The sequence below is a fragment of the Alteromonas sp. 5NS40-0096 genome, assembly GCF_057544385.1.
In genome coordinates this window covers 1-21,841 of record NZ_BAAJLQ010000001.1, presented here as the reverse complement: position 1 = coordinate 21,841, position 21,841 = coordinate 1, and the positions used below count along the sequence as shown (strand labels likewise).

General features: G+C 43.8%; 24 protein-coding genes. 1 reads left to right on the top strand and 23 read right to left on the bottom strand.

All coding sequences use genetic code 11. The features are described from left to right. Positions 1-5: 5 nt before the first annotated feature. The 4 genes from rlmN to AC27G9_RS00105 form a co-directional block, all read right to left on the bottom strand. A complete protein-coding gene (rlmN, locus tag AC27G9_RS00120; protein ID WP_487069775.1) occupies positions 6-1,124 on the bottom strand; it encodes a dual-specificity RNA methyltransferase RlmN in 1,119 nt (372 codons plus the stop codon). A 267-nt stretch (positions 1,125-1,391) separates the two neighbouring features. Next, positions 1,392-3,458, bottom strand: coding sequence for a bifunctional diguanylate cyclase/phosphodiesterase (locus AC27G9_RS00115; protein ID WP_487069773.1), 2,067 nt, complete (start codon positions 3,456-3,458; stop codon positions 1,392-1,394). After that, positions 3,448-3,960, bottom strand: coding sequence for a YfiR family protein (locus tag AC27G9_RS00110; RefSeq protein WP_487069771.1), 513 nt, complete (start codon positions 3,958-3,960; stop codon positions 3,448-3,450). Before AC27G9_RS00110 ends, AC27G9_RS00115 begins: the two co-directional genes overlap by 11 nt. Before the next feature lie 7 nt (positions 3,961-3,967). Then, positions 3,968-5,038: a transporter family protein gene (locus tag AC27G9_RS00105; protein WP_487069769.1), complete on the bottom strand. Its 1,071-nt coding sequence runs from the start codon at positions 5,036-5,038 to the stop codon at positions 3,968-3,970. Positions 5,039-5,258: 220 nt separating this feature from the next. Here AC27G9_RS00105 and upp point away from each other — a divergent pair, with 220 nt between their 5' ends. Continuing rightward, positions 5,259-5,888, top strand: a complete 630-nt coding sequence (gene upp / locus AC27G9_RS00100; protein WP_487069767.1) for a uracil phosphoribosyltransferase — start codon at positions 5,259-5,261, stop codon at positions 5,886-5,888. Between the two features lie 87 nt (positions 5,889-5,975). Here upp and ndk read toward each other — a convergent pair whose 3' ends face one another. The 19 genes from ndk to AC27G9_RS00005 all read right to left on the bottom strand — a co-directional run. Continuing rightward, positions 5,976-6,407, bottom strand: coding sequence for a nucleoside-diphosphate kinase (ndk, locus tag AC27G9_RS00095; protein ID WP_487069765.1), 432 nt, complete (start codon positions 6,405-6,407; stop codon positions 5,976-5,978). 131 nt (positions 6,408-6,538) lie between these two features. Further along, positions 6,539-6,949, bottom strand: coding sequence for a SufE family protein (locus AC27G9_RS00090; RefSeq protein WP_487069763.1), 411 nt, complete (start codon positions 6,947-6,949; stop codon positions 6,539-6,541). Positions 6,950-6,972: 23 nt separating this feature from the next. Next, a complete protein-coding gene (sufT, locus tag AC27G9_RS00085) occupies positions 6,973-7,506 on the bottom strand; it encodes a putative Fe-S cluster assembly protein SufT (RefSeq protein WP_487069761.1) in 534 nt (177 codons plus the stop codon). 23 nt (positions 7,507-7,529) lie between these two features. After that, positions 7,530-7,886, bottom strand: coding sequence for a HesB/IscA family protein (locus AC27G9_RS00080; RefSeq protein WP_487069759.1), 357 nt, complete (start codon positions 7,884-7,886; stop codon positions 7,530-7,532). An 11-nt stretch (positions 7,887-7,897) separates the two neighbouring features. Next, positions 7,898-9,115 (bottom strand): aminotransferase class V-fold PLP-dependent enzyme, encoded by a 1,218-nt coding sequence (locus AC27G9_RS00075; RefSeq protein WP_487069757.1) that lies wholly within the window; start codon positions 9,113-9,115, stop codon positions 7,898-7,900. Further along, positions 9,112-10,374 carry a Fe-S cluster assembly protein SufD gene (gene sufD / locus AC27G9_RS00070; protein WP_487069755.1) on the bottom strand — a complete coding sequence of 421 codons (1,263 nt, stop codon included), beginning with the start codon at positions 10,372-10,374 and terminating at the stop codon, positions 9,112-9,114. Before sufD ends, AC27G9_RS00075 begins: the two co-directional genes overlap by 4 nt. Beyond that, positions 10,371-11,132: a Fe-S cluster assembly ATPase SufC gene (gene sufC, locus AC27G9_RS00065; RefSeq protein ID WP_487069753.1), complete on the bottom strand. Its 762-nt coding sequence runs from the start codon at positions 11,130-11,132 to the stop codon at positions 10,371-10,373. Before sufC ends, sufD begins: the two co-directional genes overlap by 4 nt. A 3-nt stretch (positions 11,133-11,135) precedes the next feature. After that, positions 11,136-12,572: a Fe-S cluster assembly protein SufB gene (gene sufB / locus AC27G9_RS00060; RefSeq protein WP_487069751.1), complete on the bottom strand. Its 1,437-nt coding sequence runs from the start codon at positions 12,570-12,572 to the stop codon at positions 11,136-11,138. Positions 12,573-12,821: 249 nt separating this feature from the next. Further along, positions 12,822-13,997, bottom strand: coding sequence for an IscS subfamily cysteine desulfurase (locus AC27G9_RS00055; RefSeq protein ID WP_487069749.1), 1,176 nt, complete (start codon positions 13,995-13,997; stop codon positions 12,822-12,824). 15 nt (positions 13,998-14,012) lie between these two features. After that, entirely contained in the window at positions 14,013-14,495 is a 483-nt protein-coding gene (gene iscR, locus AC27G9_RS00050; RefSeq protein WP_487069747.1) for a Fe-S cluster assembly transcriptional regulator IscR, read from the bottom strand. A 175-nt stretch (positions 14,496-14,670) separates the two neighbouring features. Next, the gene (locus AC27G9_RS00045; protein WP_487069745.1) at positions 14,671-15,165 is read right to left on the bottom strand and encodes a hypothetical protein; all 495 of its coding nucleotides are present in this window, start codon (positions 15,163-15,165) and stop codon (positions 14,671-14,673) included. Between the two features lie 329 nt (positions 15,166-15,494). Beyond that, positions 15,495-15,920: a hypothetical protein gene (locus tag AC27G9_RS00040; protein WP_487069743.1), complete on the bottom strand. Its 426-nt coding sequence runs from the start codon at positions 15,918-15,920 to the stop codon at positions 15,495-15,497. A 221-nt stretch (positions 15,921-16,141) separates the two neighbouring features. After that, complete coding sequence (locus AC27G9_RS00035; RefSeq protein ID WP_487069741.1) at positions 16,142-16,588, bottom strand: hypothetical protein; 447 nt, start codon at positions 16,586-16,588, stop codon at positions 16,142-16,144. A 949-nt stretch (positions 16,589-17,537) separates the two neighbouring features. Next, a complete protein-coding gene (locus tag AC27G9_RS00030; protein ID WP_487069739.1) occupies positions 17,538-17,963 on the bottom strand; it encodes a hypothetical protein in 426 nt (141 codons plus the stop codon). Positions 17,964-18,101: 138 nt separating this feature from the next. Further along, positions 18,102-18,428 (bottom strand): hypothetical protein, encoded by a 327-nt coding sequence (locus AC27G9_RS00025; RefSeq protein WP_487069737.1) that lies wholly within the window; start codon positions 18,426-18,428, stop codon positions 18,102-18,104. A 475-nt stretch (positions 18,429-18,903) separates the two neighbouring features. Then, a complete protein-coding gene (locus tag AC27G9_RS00020; protein ID WP_487069735.1) occupies positions 18,904-19,296 on the bottom strand; it encodes a hypothetical protein in 393 nt (130 codons plus the stop codon). Between the two features lie 282 nt (positions 19,297-19,578). Next, the gene (locus tag AC27G9_RS00015; protein ID WP_487069733.1) at positions 19,579-20,319 is read right to left on the bottom strand and encodes a hypothetical protein; all 741 of its coding nucleotides are present in this window, start codon (positions 20,317-20,319) and stop codon (positions 19,579-19,581) included. 515 nt (positions 20,320-20,834) lie between these two features. Continuing rightward, on the bottom strand, positions 20,835-21,224 hold the full coding sequence (locus tag AC27G9_RS00010; protein ID WP_487069731.1) for a hypothetical protein: 390 nt from the start codon (positions 21,222-21,224) through the stop codon (positions 20,835-20,837). 154 nt (positions 21,225-21,378) lie between these two features. Further along, the coding region (locus AC27G9_RS00005; protein WP_487069729.1) for a transposase at positions 21,379-21,841 on the bottom strand (463 nt) is incomplete at its 5' end.

Below are 21,841 nucleotides of genomic sequence, written 5' to 3'. Positions count from 1 at the left end.
GATTGTTATTGTGCCATTTTTACCGAAATTGGCTTTCCATTCATCTGTTTTTTCAACATTCTTTTGGTTCGGTCGACAACATCACCAACTAATTGACCACATGCCGCATCGATATCGTCGCCTCGAGTCTTGCGCACAACGACAGTAAAGCCGTATTCCATCAACACCTTAGCGAATCGGTCGATACGCGAATTGCTCGAACAGGTATACGGTGAGCCCGGGTATGGGTTGAACGGGATCAGGTTGATTTTGCTCGGCGTATCTTTCAGTGCTTTTGCCAGTTCATGAGCTTGGTCAGTGCTATCGTTAATGTGACTTAGCATCACATACTCGACGGTAACCTTACCTTGGTTGGCACGAGACTTACTCAAGTAGCGCCTTACGCCAGCAAGAAACACGTCGATTGGATATTTTTTGTTGATCGGTACTATCTCATCGCGCAACGTATCGTTGGGAGCGTGTAAAGAAATAGCCAATGCAACGTCAATTTGGTCACCCAACATGTCCAATGCGGGTACGACACCCGAGGTACTCAATGTCACCCGACGCTTGGATAAACCGAAACCGAAATCATCCAACATTATGTCCATTGCCGGTACAACGTTTTTCAAGTTGAGTAACGGTTCGCCCATTCCCATCATTACAACATTCGTAACTGGGCGCTTTGACGTATCATTGGACAATCCCAATGTTGTTGCTACTCGCCAAACCTGACCAATAATTTCGCTGACCGTTAAGTTTCGGTTAAAACCCTGTTGCGCAGTTGAACAGAACGTACATTCCAGTGCACAACCTACCTGAGACGATACGCATAATGTTGCTCTATCGGCTTCTGGAATCCAAACGGTTTCGACTTCTTGACCACCTTCTAGTTTAAGGGCAAATTTGATAGTGCCGTCAGTCGCGTTTTGCTGGTAGGCAATTTCTGGTGCGACAACTTCGCAAGACGCTTGCAATTTTTCACGCAATTTCTTGTTTAGGTTGGACATTTGTTCAAAGTCGCTGATGCCATGCTGATAAATCCATTTCATCACTTGATCGGCGCGAAACGGTTTTTCACCGATACTCGCAAAATACTCTCGCATTCCTTCTCGATTCAGATTCAATAAATTCGTTTTTGTCATGTTGACGACCTATCTCAGCGCTGGCTTTGCACGTGCATAAAATGCGACAGCGATTAGCTAAAAATGTTCAATAAATTCGCAGGGCTAGAAGCAAATAAATACCGGATAAAACCCCCTTTGTGCAAAGGTGCGTTATTTCTTTAGGGTACTTACGCTTTAGACTAGCCAAAATTGCGCGGATATTACCATAACAGCGGGGGTTGATACAGCGTCACGGGGCATTTTGTCACCCCGTCATACACTTTCATTTCAACGCCATGGCAAGCGTTAAGAGTTGGACTCGGTGTGTTTCATCAATTCTGCAACCTCTTGTGGAGGTAATGGGCGGCTCAACAAGTAACCTTGTAGATAATCACAGTGTAAATCAGTGAGCATTTTGCATTGAGAAGCAGTCTCAACACACTCTCCAACAAGCGCTAGGTTTAAACTTTGCCCAAGCGTGATTATCGCCTGTACTATGCCGTCATTCGCTCTGTCTTGGCCGAGTTTAGCGACAAAGCTTCCGTCGATTTTCAATCGGTCCAGAGGTAACTGACTGATATAGCTTAAACACGAATAGCCTTTGCCAAAGTCGTCCAGTGCCACACTCACCCCTTCCTTCTTGAGCTGAGCCAAGGTATCGGTTGCCAGTTCAATTGAACTTATGAAAGTCTCTTCGGTAATTTCAATCTCGATACAATGAGGCGAGACCTGATGTCGAGCCAGAATATTCATTATGGTGCTCGCGCACTCAGCCTGCACGACCAGCGAAGCAGGTAAATTAATGGCGACAGGCACTAATTCGATACCCGATGCTCGCCATTGCGCTATTTGTTGGCATACGCTATCGACGACCCAAAGACTCAATGCATTGATCAAACCGATTTCCTCGGCGACAGGCAGAAATTCATTGGGCCGAATATACTGGTTGCCGTCATGCCAGCGTATCAGCGCTTCCATACTCGATATCGACTGAGTTTTCGTATCGTATTGAGGCTGGTACACCATATGGAATTGGTCGCTTTCTAGTGCTTTTCGCAGGTTCGTTTCTATCGACAGCCGTTCAACGCTCTCGTTGAGCATGTATTTATCAAAGAAGCGGTATTGAGCAGGACCCGCCTCCTTGGCCTGATACATACTGATATCGGCATGCTTCAATAAATTCATGGCCTCAGCGCCATCGTCAGGAAACACAGCAATACCAATACTCGTCGATACGTGTAACTGGTGACCGGATATTTCAATGGGCTTGGCTAACGTACTGGTAATCAGTTTCGCGATGTCGGTCAACTCATCGTGGGTTGGATTGTGCTCGAGCAGAATCACAAATTCGTCACCTCCCCAACGGCATACACTGTCAGTTCGGTGCATGATTTTCGATAGTTTTTGCGCCACAGCAATCAACAACTGATCGCCAACTGAGTGGCCAAGGCTATCATTGATAACCTTAAATCGGTCTAAATCGAGAAACATTACCGCCAATCTCTCTTCGGCGAGCGTGGCGTTTTCTATCGCGTGCTCGATTCGGTCAATCAGCAAATGGCGATTGGGCAATTGGGTCAAGGCGTCAAAGTTAGCGCGATGAAAAAGCTGCTCTGTACGCAGCTCTACTAGGCTCTCAAGTTTATCGTTTTGACTTTGTAATTGCAGCCTGTGATCTTCAATCGTGTCGAGCATACTGTTTATGCCACTGAACAACTCACCCATATCATCGTTGCGTTTAATCGCAATCCGAGCGTCGTATTTTTGTTTGTGATCGACGTCTCGTACCAACTTCATAAGCCGATTAATTGGCCGTGTGAGAAGCTTTTGCAACCGCCAATTGAGAATCAACGCGAAGACTGTCGCAATCACAAACACCCACAATACAATATTGGTGTAGCGGCGTTCTTGTTGTTGCAGTGCCAAGGTGTCTACGGAAAGTACTAAGCGCCCTAACTCTTCGCCGGCAAAGGTTATTGACTGCTGAACATATAGGTTGTTATCGATGAAATCGGCGTCGGATTGCAACATTGACGCTGCCGTCACCATGTTTTCAATATTGGCCCGCTTGTAGGATGAGAAAACTTGGTCCGTTTGGGTAAAAATGACCGCAAATCGAGTTGAATTATGCTGCTCTAGTGTGCCGAGTATTAGCCCTGCGCTGACCTCGTCGTCAAACAGCAAAGCGGATGCGGTTGACTGAGAAATAATAGCCGCTTTACTGCGCGTTACATCGACTAGGCTTTGTTTGTAACTGTCGATAAAATTTGAGTGCAAGAGCACAGCGGTAACAGCCAAAGTAAACGTATTGATCGCTAATACTGCAATGAGCTGCTTGCTGAAAAATGAAAACCGCCTTGCCTTACTTACCATTGTTAATCTTCGCCAATTTCAATAGCTCTGAGCTCACTTTAATTCCGCTAGTTTGAAGTGACGGTAAATCTACTTCAAACCGCAATTTATTATCACTCTCAAAAAAAGAAAACAGCGGTGTACACACTTCGATGTTTCTGTCGTTGCCCACCACTAAGACGTCCGTTCGTTGACACAAATTGGCGTCGACGTTTTGTGTCAAAAAAACAATATCACACGGCGTATTTGCAGAGCTGGCAGGAAAGGGACCCACCTGAATCGCCCTTTTTGATTGCCCTACTCGTCGTCCGCGAACCAAATCGGTCATAAAGGCTCTCATGGCGTCATTACCCTGCATACACACGCTTACCGGTAGCTCGTCTGCTGGCCAATCAATGTACTTAGCAAAGTTGAAAATATAAGCCGATTTTAATTTCATTTCCTTCGTTAACGCCTGACCGTAGCCATTCGTTGAAAACAACGCTAGTAATCCAATGGCCAAGTACTGAGTCTTACGTTTCATGTTTCTACTACTCAATACGCGTGACCAAAGACAGGCTACTTGACCAAGTCTCTTGGGGCTGTGGGCCATTTAGGTGTTGATAAATCGGCTTCGTAAAATCGACCGACAACTTGAATTGTTCATTGATATTCCACAGCACGCCCAACGTAGTTGAGAGCTTCTTGCCACCGTAATTGTCAGGATTTGTGATACTCGCAGGAAAAGGGAATGGCCCATCGACCAATAAACGGTCATCTCTACCACTGATCGCCTGACGATATGATGCCCCTAGACCAGCAAATACCTGTATTTCACTGTTTTCAAACCAGTAATATCTGGCATTCGCGGCAATAGAGTGACCGAGTCGATAGTTCTCGTCGTTTCGGCCCGTTCTCAGCATTGCCGACAGAGACACTGAATAGTGATGTGCCCCCGAGTGGTGATAAGCCACATCAACGGGAATATCAAATGTCCCTGAGCCCAGTTGCATGGTATAGGGCAAAGGTTGGTCGCCTACCTCTCTTGGGGTGTCGCCTACTTCATCAATAGAGCCAGTGGGTAAGCTTAACCCCGCTCCCACCGACCAACTACCAGTGTCGGAAGAGGAAAAACGATAATTCCCTTTCACTACGACATCGCCAACGCCATCGGTTTTTAATAAAAATGTTTCGTAATCGGGAACAATACTGATGTGGTCTGTTTCTTGACTGATATAAGGCACTGACAGCGACACTGACCAATTGTCAGAAAACTCTCTCGAGATAGAGAACAAATGAACGTTTTGTATGATGACTGTTGGGACAATGGGATAATTGTTAGGGGTTCTTACCTCTTGCGGACCACTCCACAATACTTCGTCCACGGTAAGATCAGAATCACCATGAAGATAGCCATCAAACTCGGCGTGCCTGAGCTGATATTGAAATTGCCATAGACTATCACCTGCGTCAGCGTTTGACGGTTCCAGCTCAATATTGAGTAGCTGCTGCATTGATAACTCAGCAAACTCAGAGGGCGTACTTTGTGCCACAGCCGAATTTGGCAATCCAACCAAAAGTGCGGTGGTCAGCGCACTTACAACATATAGGCGTTTTTGCATAATACGTTTTAGCTTTAAGCAATTGACTATTAAGTAGAAAGACTGTTTATCTTCCCCATTTGTAAAAGCATGATAACAGAGTTTTTACGAGACAAAACAAGATTATCTAAATTCCAGTTGGCAAGTGAAGTAAAGCTAAACAAACAAATGCGTTGCCAATGCAAAAATTGTCTTAAATGTTATACAATTACACATCAAATTATTCCAAAGACAGAACATTATGGCCATTCACGAAATAAAACATCCTCTTATTCAACACAAGCTCGGCCTGATGCGTGATGCCGATATTAGCAGTAAAGATTTCCGAGAATTGGCGAGTGAAGTGGGCAACCTGCTGACTTATGAAGCGACACGAGACCTAGAAACGGAATCCACCACCATTGAAGGTTGGAATGGCGAGGCTATTTCGGTTGACAGAATCAAAGGTAAAAAAATTACAGTCGTGCCAATTTTACGCGCTGGCTTGGGGATGCTTGATGGCGTAATGAAATTAGTACCTAATGCCAAAATCAGTGTGGTTGGATTATATCGAGACGAAGAGACGCTTCAGCCTGTTGCTTACTTCGACAAAGTGGTGAACAAAATTGAAGAGCGCACAGCGTTAATCGTCGACCCTATGCTAGCAACAGGTGGTACCCTGATTGCGACTATCGATTTGTTAAAGAAGAAAGGCTGTACTCGAATATTGGGATTGTTTCTGGTTGCCGCACCTGAAGGCATCAAAGCGGTGACTGAAGCGCACCCTGACATTGAAATTTACACCGCGTCTGTTGATAGCCACTTAAATGAAAAAGGCTACATCTTACCTGGCTTGGGTGACGCGGGTGATAAAATTTTTGGTACTCGTTAGTACGCGGAAAACGGCTTGTACAAAGCCGTCTATTTCGGACATAAAAAAAGGAAGCTCAACGCTTCCTTTTTTCTGCTTGGTATCGAATTAACGAGTACGTGGGCAGATTTCTTCTTCAGAGAAGAAGTAAGCAATTTCGCGAGCAGCAGACTCAGGCGCATCTGAACCGTGTACTGCATTTTCGTCGATAGACTCAGCGTGGTCAGCACGTAGTGTACCAGCAGCCGCTTCAGCAGGGTTAGTTGCACCCATGATTTCACGGTTTTTCACTACAGCGTTCTCGCCTTCAAGTACTTGAACCATCACTGGACCAGAAGTCATGAAGTCAACTAGTGCGCCAAAGAAAGGACGCTCTTTGTGCTCTGCGTAGAAACCTTCAGCTTGTTCTTTGCTAAGGTGTACCATTTTAGAAGCAACGATACGTAGACCAGCAGTCTCGAAACGGTTGTAGATTGCACCGATAACGTTTTTCGCTACCGCGTCAGGCTTGATGATTGAAAAAGTACGCTCTAGCGCCATCTTTCTGTCTCCAATGATTTTAATTTAGAAATTTTGGCCGCGAATTATAGGCAATTCTGTTTGCAGAAGCCACGCCTTATGCACACTTTTTTATGACAAATGTGTCACAATCCGTGGTTTCGACGCTGCAATCAGCTCATTTCTGTCGCTAATTGTTTGATTTTACCGACAATTGCACGCAAACCATTGCCACGAGTTGGGCTGATGTGACGCTCTAAATCGAGGGTAGTAAAGTACTCATCGATATCGAAATCGAGAATGTCAGCCGGTGATTTGCCATCGTAGGCGGCTAAAACCAGTGCCAATAAACCTTGTACAATGATGGCATCACTGTCTACGTCGAAGTGCAGTTTGTCGCCCTCAACTCGAGAGACCATCCAAACGCTACTTTGGCAGCCACGTACTAAGCGTTCATCGGTTTTTTGTTCATCTGCCAAACGCGGCAATGCCTTTCCCAAATCGATAATATATTGATAACGTTGTTCCCAATCATCGAAAAATTCGAGATCTTCTACAATGTCAGTACTGCTCGGGATAGACATTCACACACCTACAAAATAAAAATTTAGAAAAATAGCCCAGTTTCTAACTGCGCTTCCTCGCTCATCATATCACGAGTCCAAGGCGGGTCGAATACCAAGTCGACATTGACGTGCTCTACATGGGGAACCAAACCCACCCGATATTCTACGTCGCCGACCAGCACTGGGCCCATGCCGCAGCCCGGGGCGGTTAATGTCATATCGATGTTCACTGTGTGAGAATCGTGGTCGATTTCCATTTTGTAGATAAGCCCAAGCGACACAAGGTTTACCGGTATCTCCGGGTCATAGATAGTCTCCAGAGCGTCCCAAACATGCTGCTCGCGAATTTTTCCATTCTCAGCGGGTTTGAAATCTAACACCATAGGTTTGCGCCCAATGGCGTCTGCATCAGTACCGTCGATGCGATACATGTTGCCAAGGCGTGTCACCGTATAGTTGCCACCCAAATCTTGGGTGATAGTGATAAATTCACCCTCAGCAATGGTTTCAACATTACCTTGCGGTACCCGTCGCGCCGTTACATCACGCTGGGTGACGACCATAGTTTGTTTCATATTGACAGGGTTCGCTCTCGTAATTAACCCACGTTGAAGCTTTCGCCACAACCACACTCATCAACCACGTTAGGGTTGTTGTATTTGATAATGCCGTTTACGCCTTCCATCACGTAATCAATTTCGGTATTGCGAACCAAATCGATAGCATCAGGGGAAATAGCCAAAGTGACTGCATCACCAAACTCGATAATTTCATCTTCGCTTTGGGCTTGATCTGCAAAATCCAAGACATAAGCATAACCCGTACAACCGCTTACTTTCGTTGCAAGGCGAATAATCTTGCCCGGTTGTGAAGCGAGTTTGCTAGAAAAATGCTGGATTGCAGCATCCGTTAACGTCACGGTTTTCTGACTCGGAACAAACGTTTCTACCGTCATGTCATCAGCTCCTAGGCCAACATCATTTGCGCTTTTTTCAAAGCGCTAAACAAGATGTCGACTTCTTCTAATGTGTTGTAAATTGAAAAAGAGGCACGAGCGGTACCCGGAATACCAAACTTTTTCATTAGTGGTTGAGCACAGTTATCGCCAGTGCGAATAGCTACCCCTTGGCGATCGAGAATAAAGCCCACATCAGCCGGATGTGCGCCATCAAAAACAAAGCTCAGCACACCGACTTTGTTCGCAGCAGTGCCAATGATCTTCAAACCATCAATGCCTTCTGCGAGCGCAGTTGCTTTGTCTAACAAGGCTTTTTCATGGGCTGCGATGGCATCCAAATCTAGCGCGCTAAACCAGTTAACCGCCGCACCAAGGCCAATTGCACCAGCAATATTTGGCGTGCCCGCTTCTAAACGATTTGGCAATGCGCCCCAGGTAGCGTCTTGGTATGTCACATCGGCAATCATTTCACCGCCAGTTTGCCAAACAGGCCAAGTTTCGAGGACCGCTTTGCGTCCCCAAAGTACACCTATACCCGTTGGTGCAAACAATTTGTGACCAGAAAATGCGTAGAAATCACAGCCTATGGCTTGCACGTCCACACCGCCATGGGCAATACCCTGAGCACCGTCAACCAATACCCATGCTCCAACCGCTTTCGCCTTGGCAGTAAGAGATTGAATCGGGTTAATGGTCCCCAACGCATTGGAAACATGCGGGAACGCCACTAATTTAGTGTTGTCGCTTAAGCAGCTATCGAAACTGTCGATGTCTAGTTCACCAGCGTCATTGATGCTGGCAACTTTTAACGTCGCTCCCGCTTTTTTACAAGCTTGTTGCCACGTAACCAAATTGGCGTGATGCTCCATTTCTGTCACCACAACTTCATCACCCACTTGCAGTATCTGAGCGAGACCATTGGCAACAATATTGATTGCTTCCGTTGTACCAGTTGTCCAAATCACTTCTTCTTTGGCATTGGCGTTAATGAAAGTCGCAACATCCGTTCGCGCTTGTTCGTAACGGCGTGTGGCTTCATCAGACAAATGATGTGCACCACGGTGAACATTGGCATTGGTTTGAGTATAGAAATCCATGAGCGCGTCAATGACTGCTTGTGGCTTCTGTGTCGTCGCCGCATTGTCGAGATAGACCAATGGCTTACCATCAATCTCTCTTGATAAAATAGGGAATTGCGCGCGCAGTGCCTGGATATCTAAACTCATTTTACCTCCATGGCAGCAAAGCGGTCGCTAAGTTGCGGCTGTAACCAATTTGCGATGTGTTCATTAGGCATGTCGCTGATCAGTTCATTGATAAAGCCAAAGTTGAGCATAACCAACGCTTGGCTGCGGCTGATCCCGCGACTTAAAAGGTAATACAGCGCTTCATCGTCGATTTCCGCAACTGTTGCACCGTGTGCACAACGCACATCATCAGCATAAATTTCTAATTCAGGCTTTGTGTTCACCACACCGCGACGAGACAACAGCAAATTGCGGTTGTTCAGCTCTGCAAGGGTTTTCTGGGCGTCACGGTGAATGTGAATACGGCCGTTGAATACCGCTCTTGCGCCATCACCGATGATGCCGCGAGCGTTTTCTTCTGTTGTGCCATTTGGCACAGCATGTTCGATGGTAGTGTGAAGGTCGAACAATTCCCCCTCAGCCAACAAATACACGGCGTTCATTTTCGCAAAGGCGTGTTCGCCGGCATGATGAACGTCCACATCAAGGCGAGATAACTGACTGCCAAACCCAACAAAGTTACTGTTCATTGTTGCTTTGCTATGCAGTTCAAAATGGCTTCCGCCGACCTGCACGGCTTGTTCAGTGAACAATGCAAACCGGTAGTGCTCTAGTGCAGCTTGCTCGCCAACTACATACTCGGCAAACGCTGTATTCATGCTAGAGACAGTGCCCTGACCGTGCTCAATAATAGTGGCACTGGCATTAGCACCAAGGTTCACGAGAACCCGAGTATGATTGTCTGCATTTTGTGTGGCCAGATTCACGATGCGAACCGGCTGTTCGATAGTCGCGCCTGCGTCTACATCGATGAAAATGCCCTGCCCCGCCAATACGTCATTGACTAACCCGAAAAGATGATTAGCGGGTTTGACTTTGCCAAACAAACTTTGCATGCGATTCTGAGTGTCATCGTCAAGCGTATCAAATGACGAAATTGTCATACCAGCTTCAGTTTGTAACGCACTGATGTCTGTGATGAGCTCACCATCAACAAAAACGATATCTAAACTGTTTAGCCCAGGGACTACAGGTACTTGAACGTCTTTGGTTGGTGTTGCGGCTAGCGCGAGGCTGCGTTTCTCAACACTCATCAAAGGTGTAAATTGCCATTCTTCTGTTCGGCGATTCGGCCACTTGCGCGTTTTCAGCGCTTCCAGTGAGGCCTGTCGCACAGCAGAGAAGGCATCATCACGGCTTACGCCGTTATCGATAACTTCAGCTAGCCACTGGCTCATGCACTTGCCTCCTCAGCATCTTCATTTAGGAAGGCATAACCGCTGCTTTCTACCTCAAGGGCAAGTGAAGCGTCACCACTTTTGACAATTTTGCCATCGGCCAAAATGTGAACGAAGTCGGGTTTGATATAGTCAAGAAGACGTTGATAGTGGGTAACAACGATAAAGCTGCGCTCGCCATCGCGTTGGCTGTTTACGCCATCGGCTACGACTTGAAGGGCATCAACATCGAGACCTGAATCTGATTCGTCAAGAATACACACTTTTGGCTGTAGCAAAATCATTTGCATGATTTCATTACGCTTTTTCTCACCACCAGAGAAACCTTCGTTCACGCCGCGCTTTAAGAAATCTAAAGGCAAGTTTACTTGCTTACACGCGGCTTTGGCCGCTTTTAAGAATTCAGCTGCAGTAAGTGCGTCTTCGCCACGTTGTTCACGAACAGCATTAACAGACTCTTTCATGAATTCCATGTTAGACACACCTGGAATTTCAACCGGGTATTGGAATGCCAAGAACAAGCCTTCACGAGCGCGCTCTTCCACTTCCATATCCAGCATATCTTTGCCATTTAATTCAACAGCACCTTCAGACACTTCGTAACCTTCGCGGCCTGAAAGCACATAACCGAGTGTACTCTTACCAGCACCATTGGGGCCCATAATAGCGTGTACTTCACCTGGCTTAACTTCTAGGTTCAAACCTTTGATGATGTCTTTTTCTTCGACGCTAGCATGTAGATTGTTAATTTTAAGCATTGGTTACCCCACTGAACCTTCGAGACTAATTTCGAGCAGCTTGCCGGCTTCGACCGCGAATTCCATCGGCAGCTCTTTGAATACTTCTTTACAGAAACCATTTACGATCATAGAAACGGCTTTCTCTGCATCTAAACCGCGCTGTTGGCACAAGAACATTTGTTCGTCACTGACTTTTGACGTTGTTGCTTCGTGCTCAATAATGGCGCTTGGGTTGCGACTTTCAATGTAAGGGAAAGTGTGTGCACCACACTTATCACCAATGAGAAGAGAGTCACACTGCGTAAAGTTACGAGCACCATCCGATTGCGGGCCCATTTTGACTAATCCGCGGTAAGCATTATTGCTCTTACCTGCAGAAATCCCTTTTGAGATGATGGTCGACTTCGTATTTTTACCTAGGTGAATCATCTTGGTACCCGTGTCAGCTTGCTGACGGCCTCGGGTTAACGCCACTGAGTAGAATTCACCAATACTGTTGTCGCCTTTCAATACACAACTAGGGTATTTCCAAGTAACTGAAGAACCAGTCTCAACTTGCGTCCACGAAATCTTAGCGTTGGTGTGGCAAATACCGCGTTTGGTAACGAAGTTGTAGATACCACCGCGGCCTTCTTCGTCGCCCGGATACCAGTTTTGAACCGTAGAATATTTGATGTTGGCATCGTCCATTGCGACTAGTTCAACAACCGCAGCATGCAGTTGGTTTTCATCGCGTTGTGGAGCAGTACAGCCTTCGAGGTAACTCACGTGGCTACCTTCATCAGCGACGATCAACGTTCTTTCAAACTGACCTGTATTTTGCTCATTGATGCGGAAGTAAGTAGACAATTCCATCGGGCAGCGAACGCCTTTCGGAATGTAAACGAATGAACCGTCTGTAAACACAGCACTGTTAAGCGCGGCGTAGTAGTTATCAGTGCGCGGCACCACTGAGCCCAAGTACTTTTTCACTAACTCAGGGTACTTGTGAACCGCTTCAGAGATAGGACAAAAAATAACACCGGCTTTTTCCAATTTGTCGCGGAACGTCGTGACAACAGAGACCGAGTCGAATACAGCGTCAACCGCTACACCTGCAAGCATTTCCTGTTCGTGCAAAGGAATACCGAGCTTCTCGTAAGTGCGAAGTAGCTCAGGGTCAACTTCGTCCAACGACTGAGGCTTATCCTTCATGCTCTTTGGCGCTGAGTAGTAAGAGATGGCTTGGAAGTCGATTTTAGGATACTCGACATGAGCCCATTCAGGCTCTTCCATTTCTAGCCAGCTTCTGAAGGCTTTTAAGCGCCATTCTAGCATCCACTCAGGCTCGTTTTTCATCGCAGAGATACGACGAATAATGTCTTCGTTCAAACCCGCTTCGAAAGTTTCTGATTCAATCTCAGAAATGAAACCAGCTTCGTACTGTTTCGATAACGCCTGTTCGATCTGTTCACTCATGTTGTGATCTCACTTTTATACTGCGCCTGTTGCGTTTGGTCTTGTCAAACGCGGCTTTCCAGCCTAGCTCTATCGCCGGGCTTACGTATTTTAAATTGGGTAAATTTTACAATACCCGAGTATTTCACTCAAGTATTCACGTTCCATGCGGGAGTCTTATTATTATTGGTACGGTAGCGCCGCTATTTTTGGCGGCGAATCATGCCCGAAACATCGAAATTATTCAATGCTCCAAGGGTCTTAAGTGCATCAAACACTTGCCATTCGGCTCATCCGTAATCGACTCACTACCGTGTTGACTTTGTCTATGACGTAGTCAATTTCTTCCTCTGTCGTATAGCGCCCAACGCTAAATCGGATTGCGCTATGTGCGAGTTCTGGTTCGAGACCGAGAGCTCGCAGCACGTATGACGGTTCTAGACTTGCTGACGTGCAAGCCGAACCTGACGATACAGCAATATCGCCAAGTGCCATGATCAAGCTCTCACCATCGACATCCGCAAAGCTGACATTGAGGTTACTAGCGACGCGTTGCGCCATATCACCGTTAATCGTCACACCTTCAAGCTGTAACAAACCAGCAAGCAGCCTATCGCGCAATGCCGCCATTTTAGGCAACTCGTCATGCATTTCTTGCTGTAATAAAGCAAAAGCTTCGCCCATTCCTACAATCTGGTGGGTAGGTAGCGTGCCAGAGCGCATACCTCGCTCATGACCACCGCCGTGAATCTGCGGCGCTATACGCACTTTGGGTTTGCGCCTCACAAACAGCGCGCCAATTCCCATTGGGCCGTAGCTCTTATGAGCTGAAAAGGACATCAAATCGACTGGCAGCGAGGCAAGGTCGATATCCACTTTCCCCGTGCTTTGTGCGGCATCGACATGGAAAATAATCCCCTTGTCTTTACACAGCTGACCAAGAGCCGCTATGTCTTGCACCACACCTATTTCATTATTCACGTGCATGATTGAAACAAGCACCGTGCTGTCGGTAATGGCTGCAGATAACTGCTCGACACTGATCAATCCTGAAGCAGGCGGCACTAAATAGGTTACGCTCGCTCCTTCAGACTCTAACTGCTCGCAAGTATCAAGCACGGCTTTGTGCTCGGTTGCTACAGTAATGATGTGATTGCCCTTTGTCTTGTTAGCGTCATAGGCGCCTTTAATCGCAAGGTTATCGGACTCTGTCGCACCACTAGTGAATACGATTTCTCTGGGATCGCAGTTCACCAGATCGGCGATTTGATTTCTGGCGATATCCACAGATTCTTCCGCTACCCAGCCAAATCGGTGAGCACGAGACGCAGGATTGGCAAAATTGCCATCAATCGTCAAACACGCCGCCATTTTTTCGGCCACGCGCGGGTCGACCGGCGTGGTCGACGCATAATCTAGGTAAATTGGCGTTTTTACGTTCGTCATGACTACCTGGAGATGTTAAAGCTGAACGCTAACTTCAATACCAGCAATACTGGCGTGCAGTTTTGTTTGGTCCTGACGACCAGCAACTTCTTGTACATCTCGTTTAGCCATCAATTCACCAAGGGTGATGCTGTCGAGAAATACACTGATACGATCACTCAAGTCTTGCCACAGGCTGTGCGTTAAACAACGTTCACCACCTTGGCAATCTGACTGCCCTTGGCAGCGAGTGGCATCTACGCTTTCATCAACCGCACGAATAACCTCGCCCACAGCGATGTCTTGCGCATCTTTACCCAGTTTGTAGCCGCCACCGGGGCCGCGAACACTCTCAACGAGTTGCTCTTTGCGCAAACGCGAAAACAACTGTTCGAGGTATGATAAGGAGATTTCTTGGCGCTCAGAGATATCGGCCAGTGGCACAGGACCACGCTTGGAATGCAAAGCTACATCCAGCATTGCGGTTACGGCATAACGACCTTTCGATGTCAGCTTCATGACTTACTCCGAGGCATTAAAATTGGCGGCGATTGTTCCATACCCGACTATTTTAGTCAAGTAAAAGACCACATAAGTTAGTAAGGTATTATTTGAGGCGTTATTGATGGGTGCATTTGAAGCTGTTGCAAAGGAGGTATTTCTTTTAATTCTCATCTATGCGGTGGTGTTAAACTCAGAATAGAAGCGAGTGCTCATTGGCGTTCTGGAGTGAAAACAATTCTATAATATGCTCGGTTATGTCTTTGTTTTGCTCACCATATCGTGAGACTCTTGGGTTCACCGAGAGTACTTGCACAATAGAACCAGACTTAAGCATCGAGATTCCGTAGATTGGATTGTCGCGCCCAACCAACATATCCTTCTCAAAATGTTTTACAAATATGCGGTTTAAATTGGGACATTCTCTAACGTCAGTTTTAATACTATATAACTTGTCGATCCCTACAATGCAGTGACCACTGTCATCAAATGCGTAAAAATAGAAATTAAAGGCGCCTCTGTTAATGTTTACTTCATAGTATACAAGCCAACTTGAGTAATTTACTTCAATTTCAGATAAAGACTTTTCAAACCTTAAATAGTTATCCGTCTTGAGCGCAGTCGCTAAATCCGCTATCACTATCGGATTGACGCCTCGATAGGAAAAGTGCTCGATATCTCTTTTCAAGCTCCATTCGACAGTTTTGGATGGCTTCCCTGCTTCCACATGATTGATGTCAGCACTATCACATCCGAAAAAACTTAATGCTACTATAAGTAGAATTCCAAACGTGAACGTATTGCTTTTACAAAAATTACGTCTCATCTTGCGTAATTCATCTTTTCTTAGCGATTGACGGTAGTCGAGGGAATATGGATTAAGAGCCACTTTACTTCACATTGGCACAACTGAGTAGCCTAACGATTATTGTCTCTTTCAATAATCCCCTCTTCAACAGCCGCTGCAGATGCTCATGGCTTTCTCAACATTTTATCCTCATATTTAGCGAAAAATGATCATAGTTTTGAGTCTAAAGGTTTCAATTTGGCTCTGACCCCTTTTATTGAATCATTACAATAAAAAGACTTGTTAGGGGCTTTTATGAATGAAATATCATCTCCTTTACCAAGCTCATCGGCCCCGTTTTTCCCCCACGAATAAACTATGCTTTCCTCTTCAATAAAACCAAAAGGATTGTCCCACCCATCTAATATAAGATGCTTTTCGATCGAAGACGAGTGAAAATCTAAATTTGTAGCATTTGTTTTCAAGTCTAGTCCAATCTTTGATTTTGGATAAAATTTAATAGTGTATTCTTTAATCACACTTATTGTGAATTTGTACTTTAAACACGTTTCTTGTTCATCAGAAGTTAGTCTCTGACACCCCTGCAAGCTCAAGATTGAAACAATAAACAATACCGAAAGGCATAATATTTTCACTATTCTACGCTCTTAATTTCACAGCTAGTTTCTTTAAAGGAAGAGTTAATTACTTTTCCACTTTCAAAATTCGCCGCAGATGCCCTCGGCTTTCTCGGCATTTTATCCTCTCATTAAGCAAAAAAATAACCATACCTTTGAGTGTAGAGGATTTAATTCGGCTCTGACCCTTTTTATTTATGTCATTACAGTGCTACGTGCCGCTATTTAAAACTTTACGCTCAACTAACGACTGGCAGGAGATCAATTTCCTTAAATGTATTTTTTAATTCTTTGGCCAACTCTTCACCAACTATGTAAATGGGTGCTTTTTCCTTGGAACTCCCAAAACTGATATCAGTCTTTACAACTGAGAATGACTCAATTTGACTCGTACCTTTAAGCATTATCGGCGTCGCGCCAACTACAGATTCGTAATTTCCACAAATATCACAGTAATCAACAAACCGTGTTCCCCTTTTTTCAACATCAAAAGCAACGATTTCGCTTGTTTCCATAACGTAAATGTCAGGTTTTTTATTCACAAGCTTGAAAGTCAATTGTGTTCTTGATTTCTCTATTAAAAATTCACGAGCTACATTACTTAACAAGAGTCGGTTGTCATAAGTAGTTGCAAAGTTCTTCTTTAGCTTTCTAATATCAAGTTTTTCTGGATAGTACTTGTCCATACCGATACATGACCCACATCCAGAACAAAAGTGCTGTTCGGGAGCACCTTTAAAAAATTAAGCATCGCAATCTGCTGCAAAAATACCAAAATACTTCATTATTTCTAATCCGGATGCCAGCTAATGAAATCACTAGCACCTTCTTGAACAAATGGGCTCAGAGCCACTTTACTTAACATTAGTACACCTGAATAGCCTGACGATTGTTGCCTCTGTTAATAATACCCGTTTCAACACCCAATGCAGATACTCACGGTTTTCTCAGCTTTTTATCCTCATATTTAGCGAAAAATGATCATAGTTTTGAGTCTAGAGGGTTCAATTTGGCTCTGACCCTTTTTATTGTTTTTCCGAGACTTCAAAATAGGCACATATCCAAGAAAATAGAATTAGCAATGGAATAAACACCAATTCAAGTTACTGGCTCTTCCATTTTTGGTGCAATTCTTCGATATCAGTATTAACCTTGTAATGTTTGTTCCAGTAGATGTATTTCGAATACACTCTTAATCCAGTTATTAAAAAAAGTAATATAATCAAAATCTTCCAAGAAACCGAAACCACAAACTCTTGTGTACTAAACAATGCATCATTTAACGACTCCTTGAGCCCCCATGTAATAAAAAAATTTAACGTAGAAAAAACTACTATCAGTTTTAGCGTGTTGTAGAAAGCCGACTTAATACAGTTCGGCATATCTAACATAAAATATTGAATTACCTTTCTATCAATCACTTAACACACCTTACCAATGGGGATTAGTTGGCAGCCATTTACCCATCCTTTCGACAATAGCCTGACTATAATTGCCTCTCTTAATAACATGCTCTGCAACACCCGCTGCAGGAGCCCTCGGCTCTCTCGGCATTTTATTCTCACATTACGCAAAAACTAATCATACCTTTGCGAGTTGAGTTTTTTACTCGGCTCTGACCCATTTTATTTCTAGTTATCCCGTTTTGTTTCTTAACCATTCCTCAATTTTTCGAACATCACTTCCAGTAAAACTAGCAATATTGATAAACTCCTTCGAGCCATCAACATTAATTTCGATGAATGCACTTCTGAATTTTTCTGACTTATCAAAAAAAACCACTTTGTAATTAGTAATTGCATTTGCGTTAAAGACTTTCTTTGAAAAAGTTGGGAAACCCGTAGCTCGATATGACATAGCATCATTACTTAGAGCGACCTGATAGCCGAATATCTGATACTCAAGAAAACCTATTAACAAAGCTGCCAAAAACAACATTTTTAACCCTTCTACAGGCTGAAAGCTACCCCAGACATTAAAGTTGGGCAGCGCTAAAACTACCATAAGAAGTGGCACCCAATAAATTATTGCCCTATTTTTCCAATTTGGTTTAATTATCATTTTAACGTTCGACATCATTATTTTAAGATATGACCGAGCTGCTAAATCCCCCTCTGCCCTCTCGGCATTTTATCTTCACATTAGGCAACAAAAACCTATACCTTTGAGTTTAGCGGATTCAATTCGGCACTGAACCCATTACCTCTCTCCAACCTTCCTCACAATAGTAAATGAATCACTGTCTATGAAGTAATTTACGACCCCACCATTTTGTCCCAAAATTTCGTTAAAAAACCGAATATGCAATTGTTCAGTCCCCTTTTTTACACAGGATACTTCTGCATATTCCTCATAGAATTGCTCTCTTGGTATCTCTTTGTTTGTAAATTCTAGGTCATTTAAAGCAATAGATATGGCTTTAGCACAAACCGTATTTATCTTTGAAGGCGCCTTGATTTCATCATACTCTCCGGAAATGGCTGCAAATGAAAGAACACTAAAAAACACGGGTACTGCTATTTTCATAGTTTATTCCTTATTTAACGAGGGTACTCGCAAGAAGCCGCTTATCCTTCCTCACTGCTTCGCCAAGCTAGTCAAGCTAATAGCCGTTCCGATATCGTTAATGATCGTAGCGTCACCTTCAGCTAGTTGCTTTACATGCTCGAAAACTTCTCTATCACTCCAACAAGGAGCTTCTTCATAAAGACTAAGAGCATGATTAAGAAACCTGTGAACACACTCGTTCAGCAGTATAGTTCGATTTTGCTCGTTACTCTCCGCTGCGCCGAGAGCCAAGTTTACTCGTATCTGTAAGCACACATTATTTGCAAGTGAAATGAAAAAACGCCGCCTTTCCTCGAGCGTTTTTTCACGCAATAAACTTAATATTAATTTTGAAGCCATTTAATTCCCTCTTCAGCGATACAACCGGAACACAGTAAACGGGAATCGACTTATCCCTCCAACATTGCTAATTAGCTCTACTTTTGCACCGATTTCATAGATTCCAAGATGACAGATAAAATTTGTCGACTATCTTCTTATTCTCAATTATGTAGACAACAAAATAGGTTGAAGTATCAACAGAGAATATTACTTGTAGTTCAGTGTCGCTCTCACTATTTTTCCAAGCACGCCAAAGCGTGATGTTTTCCATTTTCTGATCAATACTTTCCGCTTTAAGGGTAAAGGTCAGAGGATTTTTAGCGTAATCTGTGGTTATCGCATTCAATAGATCCTCTTCTAGCAACTTCAAATCTAATTTAACAACGTTCCTTTTGTTTAAATCTCCACCTTTCCAATTAAAGTATATGTTTTGAGTCTCGCTAGAAAAAGCCAATAAGCTAGCACTGCATAACAAAAACACTAATTTAACTACCCAGTTTTTCATTCTCTATCGCCTTGTAAACCGTTTCATGTTTGAGCGAAACATTTTCCTTGCGGTACCCATAAATAATAGAGTTAAGAGCCTGTTGACTTTACATTGACACACCGGAATGGCCTGAGGATTATTGCCTCTCTGAATAACAACCGCTGAAACACCCAATGCAGATGGCGTCGGCTTTCTCGGCCCTTTATCCTCACATTAAGCAAAGATAACTATAGCTTTGAGTCCAGAGGAATTAGTTCAGCTCTGCCCCTTTTATTCCCTGTCCATGAATTTCCATTAAATCTATTCCAATGTTGGGCTACTACATTCTTTGCTATAAAAGTTAGTAGCCTCATCTATAGTTGGCAGCTTATACAGGTCCCTAGTTAACGCCTCATGCATGTAACAATAGAACGCATCGGTATCTTTAACACTAGATTTCATTCGAACTAAGGTCGCTGCGTCGAGATTAAACTGGTCGAAATAGTTTATATAAAGCAGGTATTTAGCAATCATTGCGCTTTCAGACATATCGTATTGTTTTTCCATTTCAATCGCTTGTAAGAGCAACGCTAAAGCGGTCTCATAGGGGTTCTCGGTACCTTCTTTTGAAAACGAAGGTGGATATGCAATTAAAGAGAGCGCGGCAAACAGCTTAACAAGATATTGTTCGTTTTCGTATTGCTCCCCAAATCTAGAAAGAATTTTTAAGCCAAAGACTCGCTCTGCGTGAGAGGAATTTAATGCACTAATTCTTCCTATATTAGCCAAACTTTCTTCATCTCCAAGTAACGCTGCCTTCCCCCAATAGCTAAATGCCATTTTCAAATCATTTTTTTTGAGAGAGCAATTACCCATGATTTTATAATTCGCTAAATTTTCTTCTAAAGGAAGTATCATTTCATCAACGTAACTATTGGCTAACTGACACCTTTCTTCGCTAGGAATTCTTGGAATAGCTTGACTCAGTACTGGCTCACTTGATTTCGTATTTGTACTTACCAAGAAGTAAATAAATAATGTGTATACAAGCTTTTTAAACATATTTTTACCTATTGAATAAGAATTGCATCTAGTGGGTGTGAATTTTCTACTGAAACAGGGGGAATAACGCCATCTAATTTCGGGTAACCACTTCTTGGATATTCATTTTTTACTGAGCAATATGCTTTACGCATGGGCGATTAGCCACAATTTCTTTTTACAACCACAGCAAATCAAAAATAGGGGGCTGAGCCACGTTACTTTACACTGATACACCTGAATAGACTGACGAATATTGCCTCTCTGAATAATACCCCGCTGCAGTAGCCCTCGGCTTTCTTGGCATTTTATCCTCACATTAAGGATAAAATAATCATACTTTTGAGTGTAGAGAATTTAATTCGGCTTTGGCCTCTTTTATTCTGAGTTTGAAGCAACCCCAATAATTGGACAGCCCAGTTATTGGGGCCAAGTCAAAATATGACGTATTGGATTCAGAATTGTTATATCAGGCGTTGCCTGACCATAAATTAGTCTATTAGACACTCTACCTATACAGTAGTTTATCGCTATCTTTATGCAGACAAAGACCAGGATGATGTCATATATTTTTTCAAAATATTTCCACAATTAACTTCATATACTATGAAATAAGTGGAATCGCTAAGTTGAAACAAATATGTTCTCTTGCTCCCTTCTTTGTTTTTCCAAACTGAATGTAATTGTATATTATCGTTGACCTTTTTTACATTTTCGACTTCGATAATGAGTTCTAAAGGTGACTTCCTAAAATCTTCAACAATTTTGGCAACTACTTTATTGTCTGCATCTTCAAAAAGTACCTGCTTTAAGTTAGTTCGATTAAAATCAGTGTAAGGCAGATTGTATGGCCAACTAATATCATTTGATGCGTTTGCAAATGGCCAATAACTAGCAATTAGTATTGCAATGACGAGTGTTTTCATGATTAGTTTCCTTGATCATTGTCGACCTCATGTCCTCATATCTCATGAGCCGAAACCGCTTGAGACTAACTTATCATATTGGAGCCGTCCTAATTAGTAGTTGTCAATTCCGGAATAAATGGGGTCAGAGCCACTTTATTTTACCTGACTTCACCTAGAGGCCGACAGCTCTCGTTTGTCTTTTCTCCACCCCGTTTTTCTTCCTCTTTTTCCTCTCTTTCAAACGTTTACCCGTTATCGCCTCTACGTCAGCAATAAAACGTGCATTGCCTAATGCCAGGCCTTTGTTAGTCGCTCTGCGTATGTTTTCTAGCAGCTTACCTTCAATATGATGTTGAAACAGTTCCCTGTAACTTGCTTGCCTTTCCAACCCTTCCTTACCGATAGCAAGATAGAGTGAATAAGGCGTTAGTAACTCGCTCTCTTTACCTAGCGCATTGCACTGGTAACTCGACCAGCAATATTCCGCGGGGTCATCAACCATGCCTGCCCGCACAGGGTTCAATTCGATGTATCGATAAACCTGCAATAGGTAAATCTCATTTTGAACAAGACAAGAACGATACCTTCCTTCCCATAAAGTGCCCGACCGATGATATGAACGATTAAAGTACATT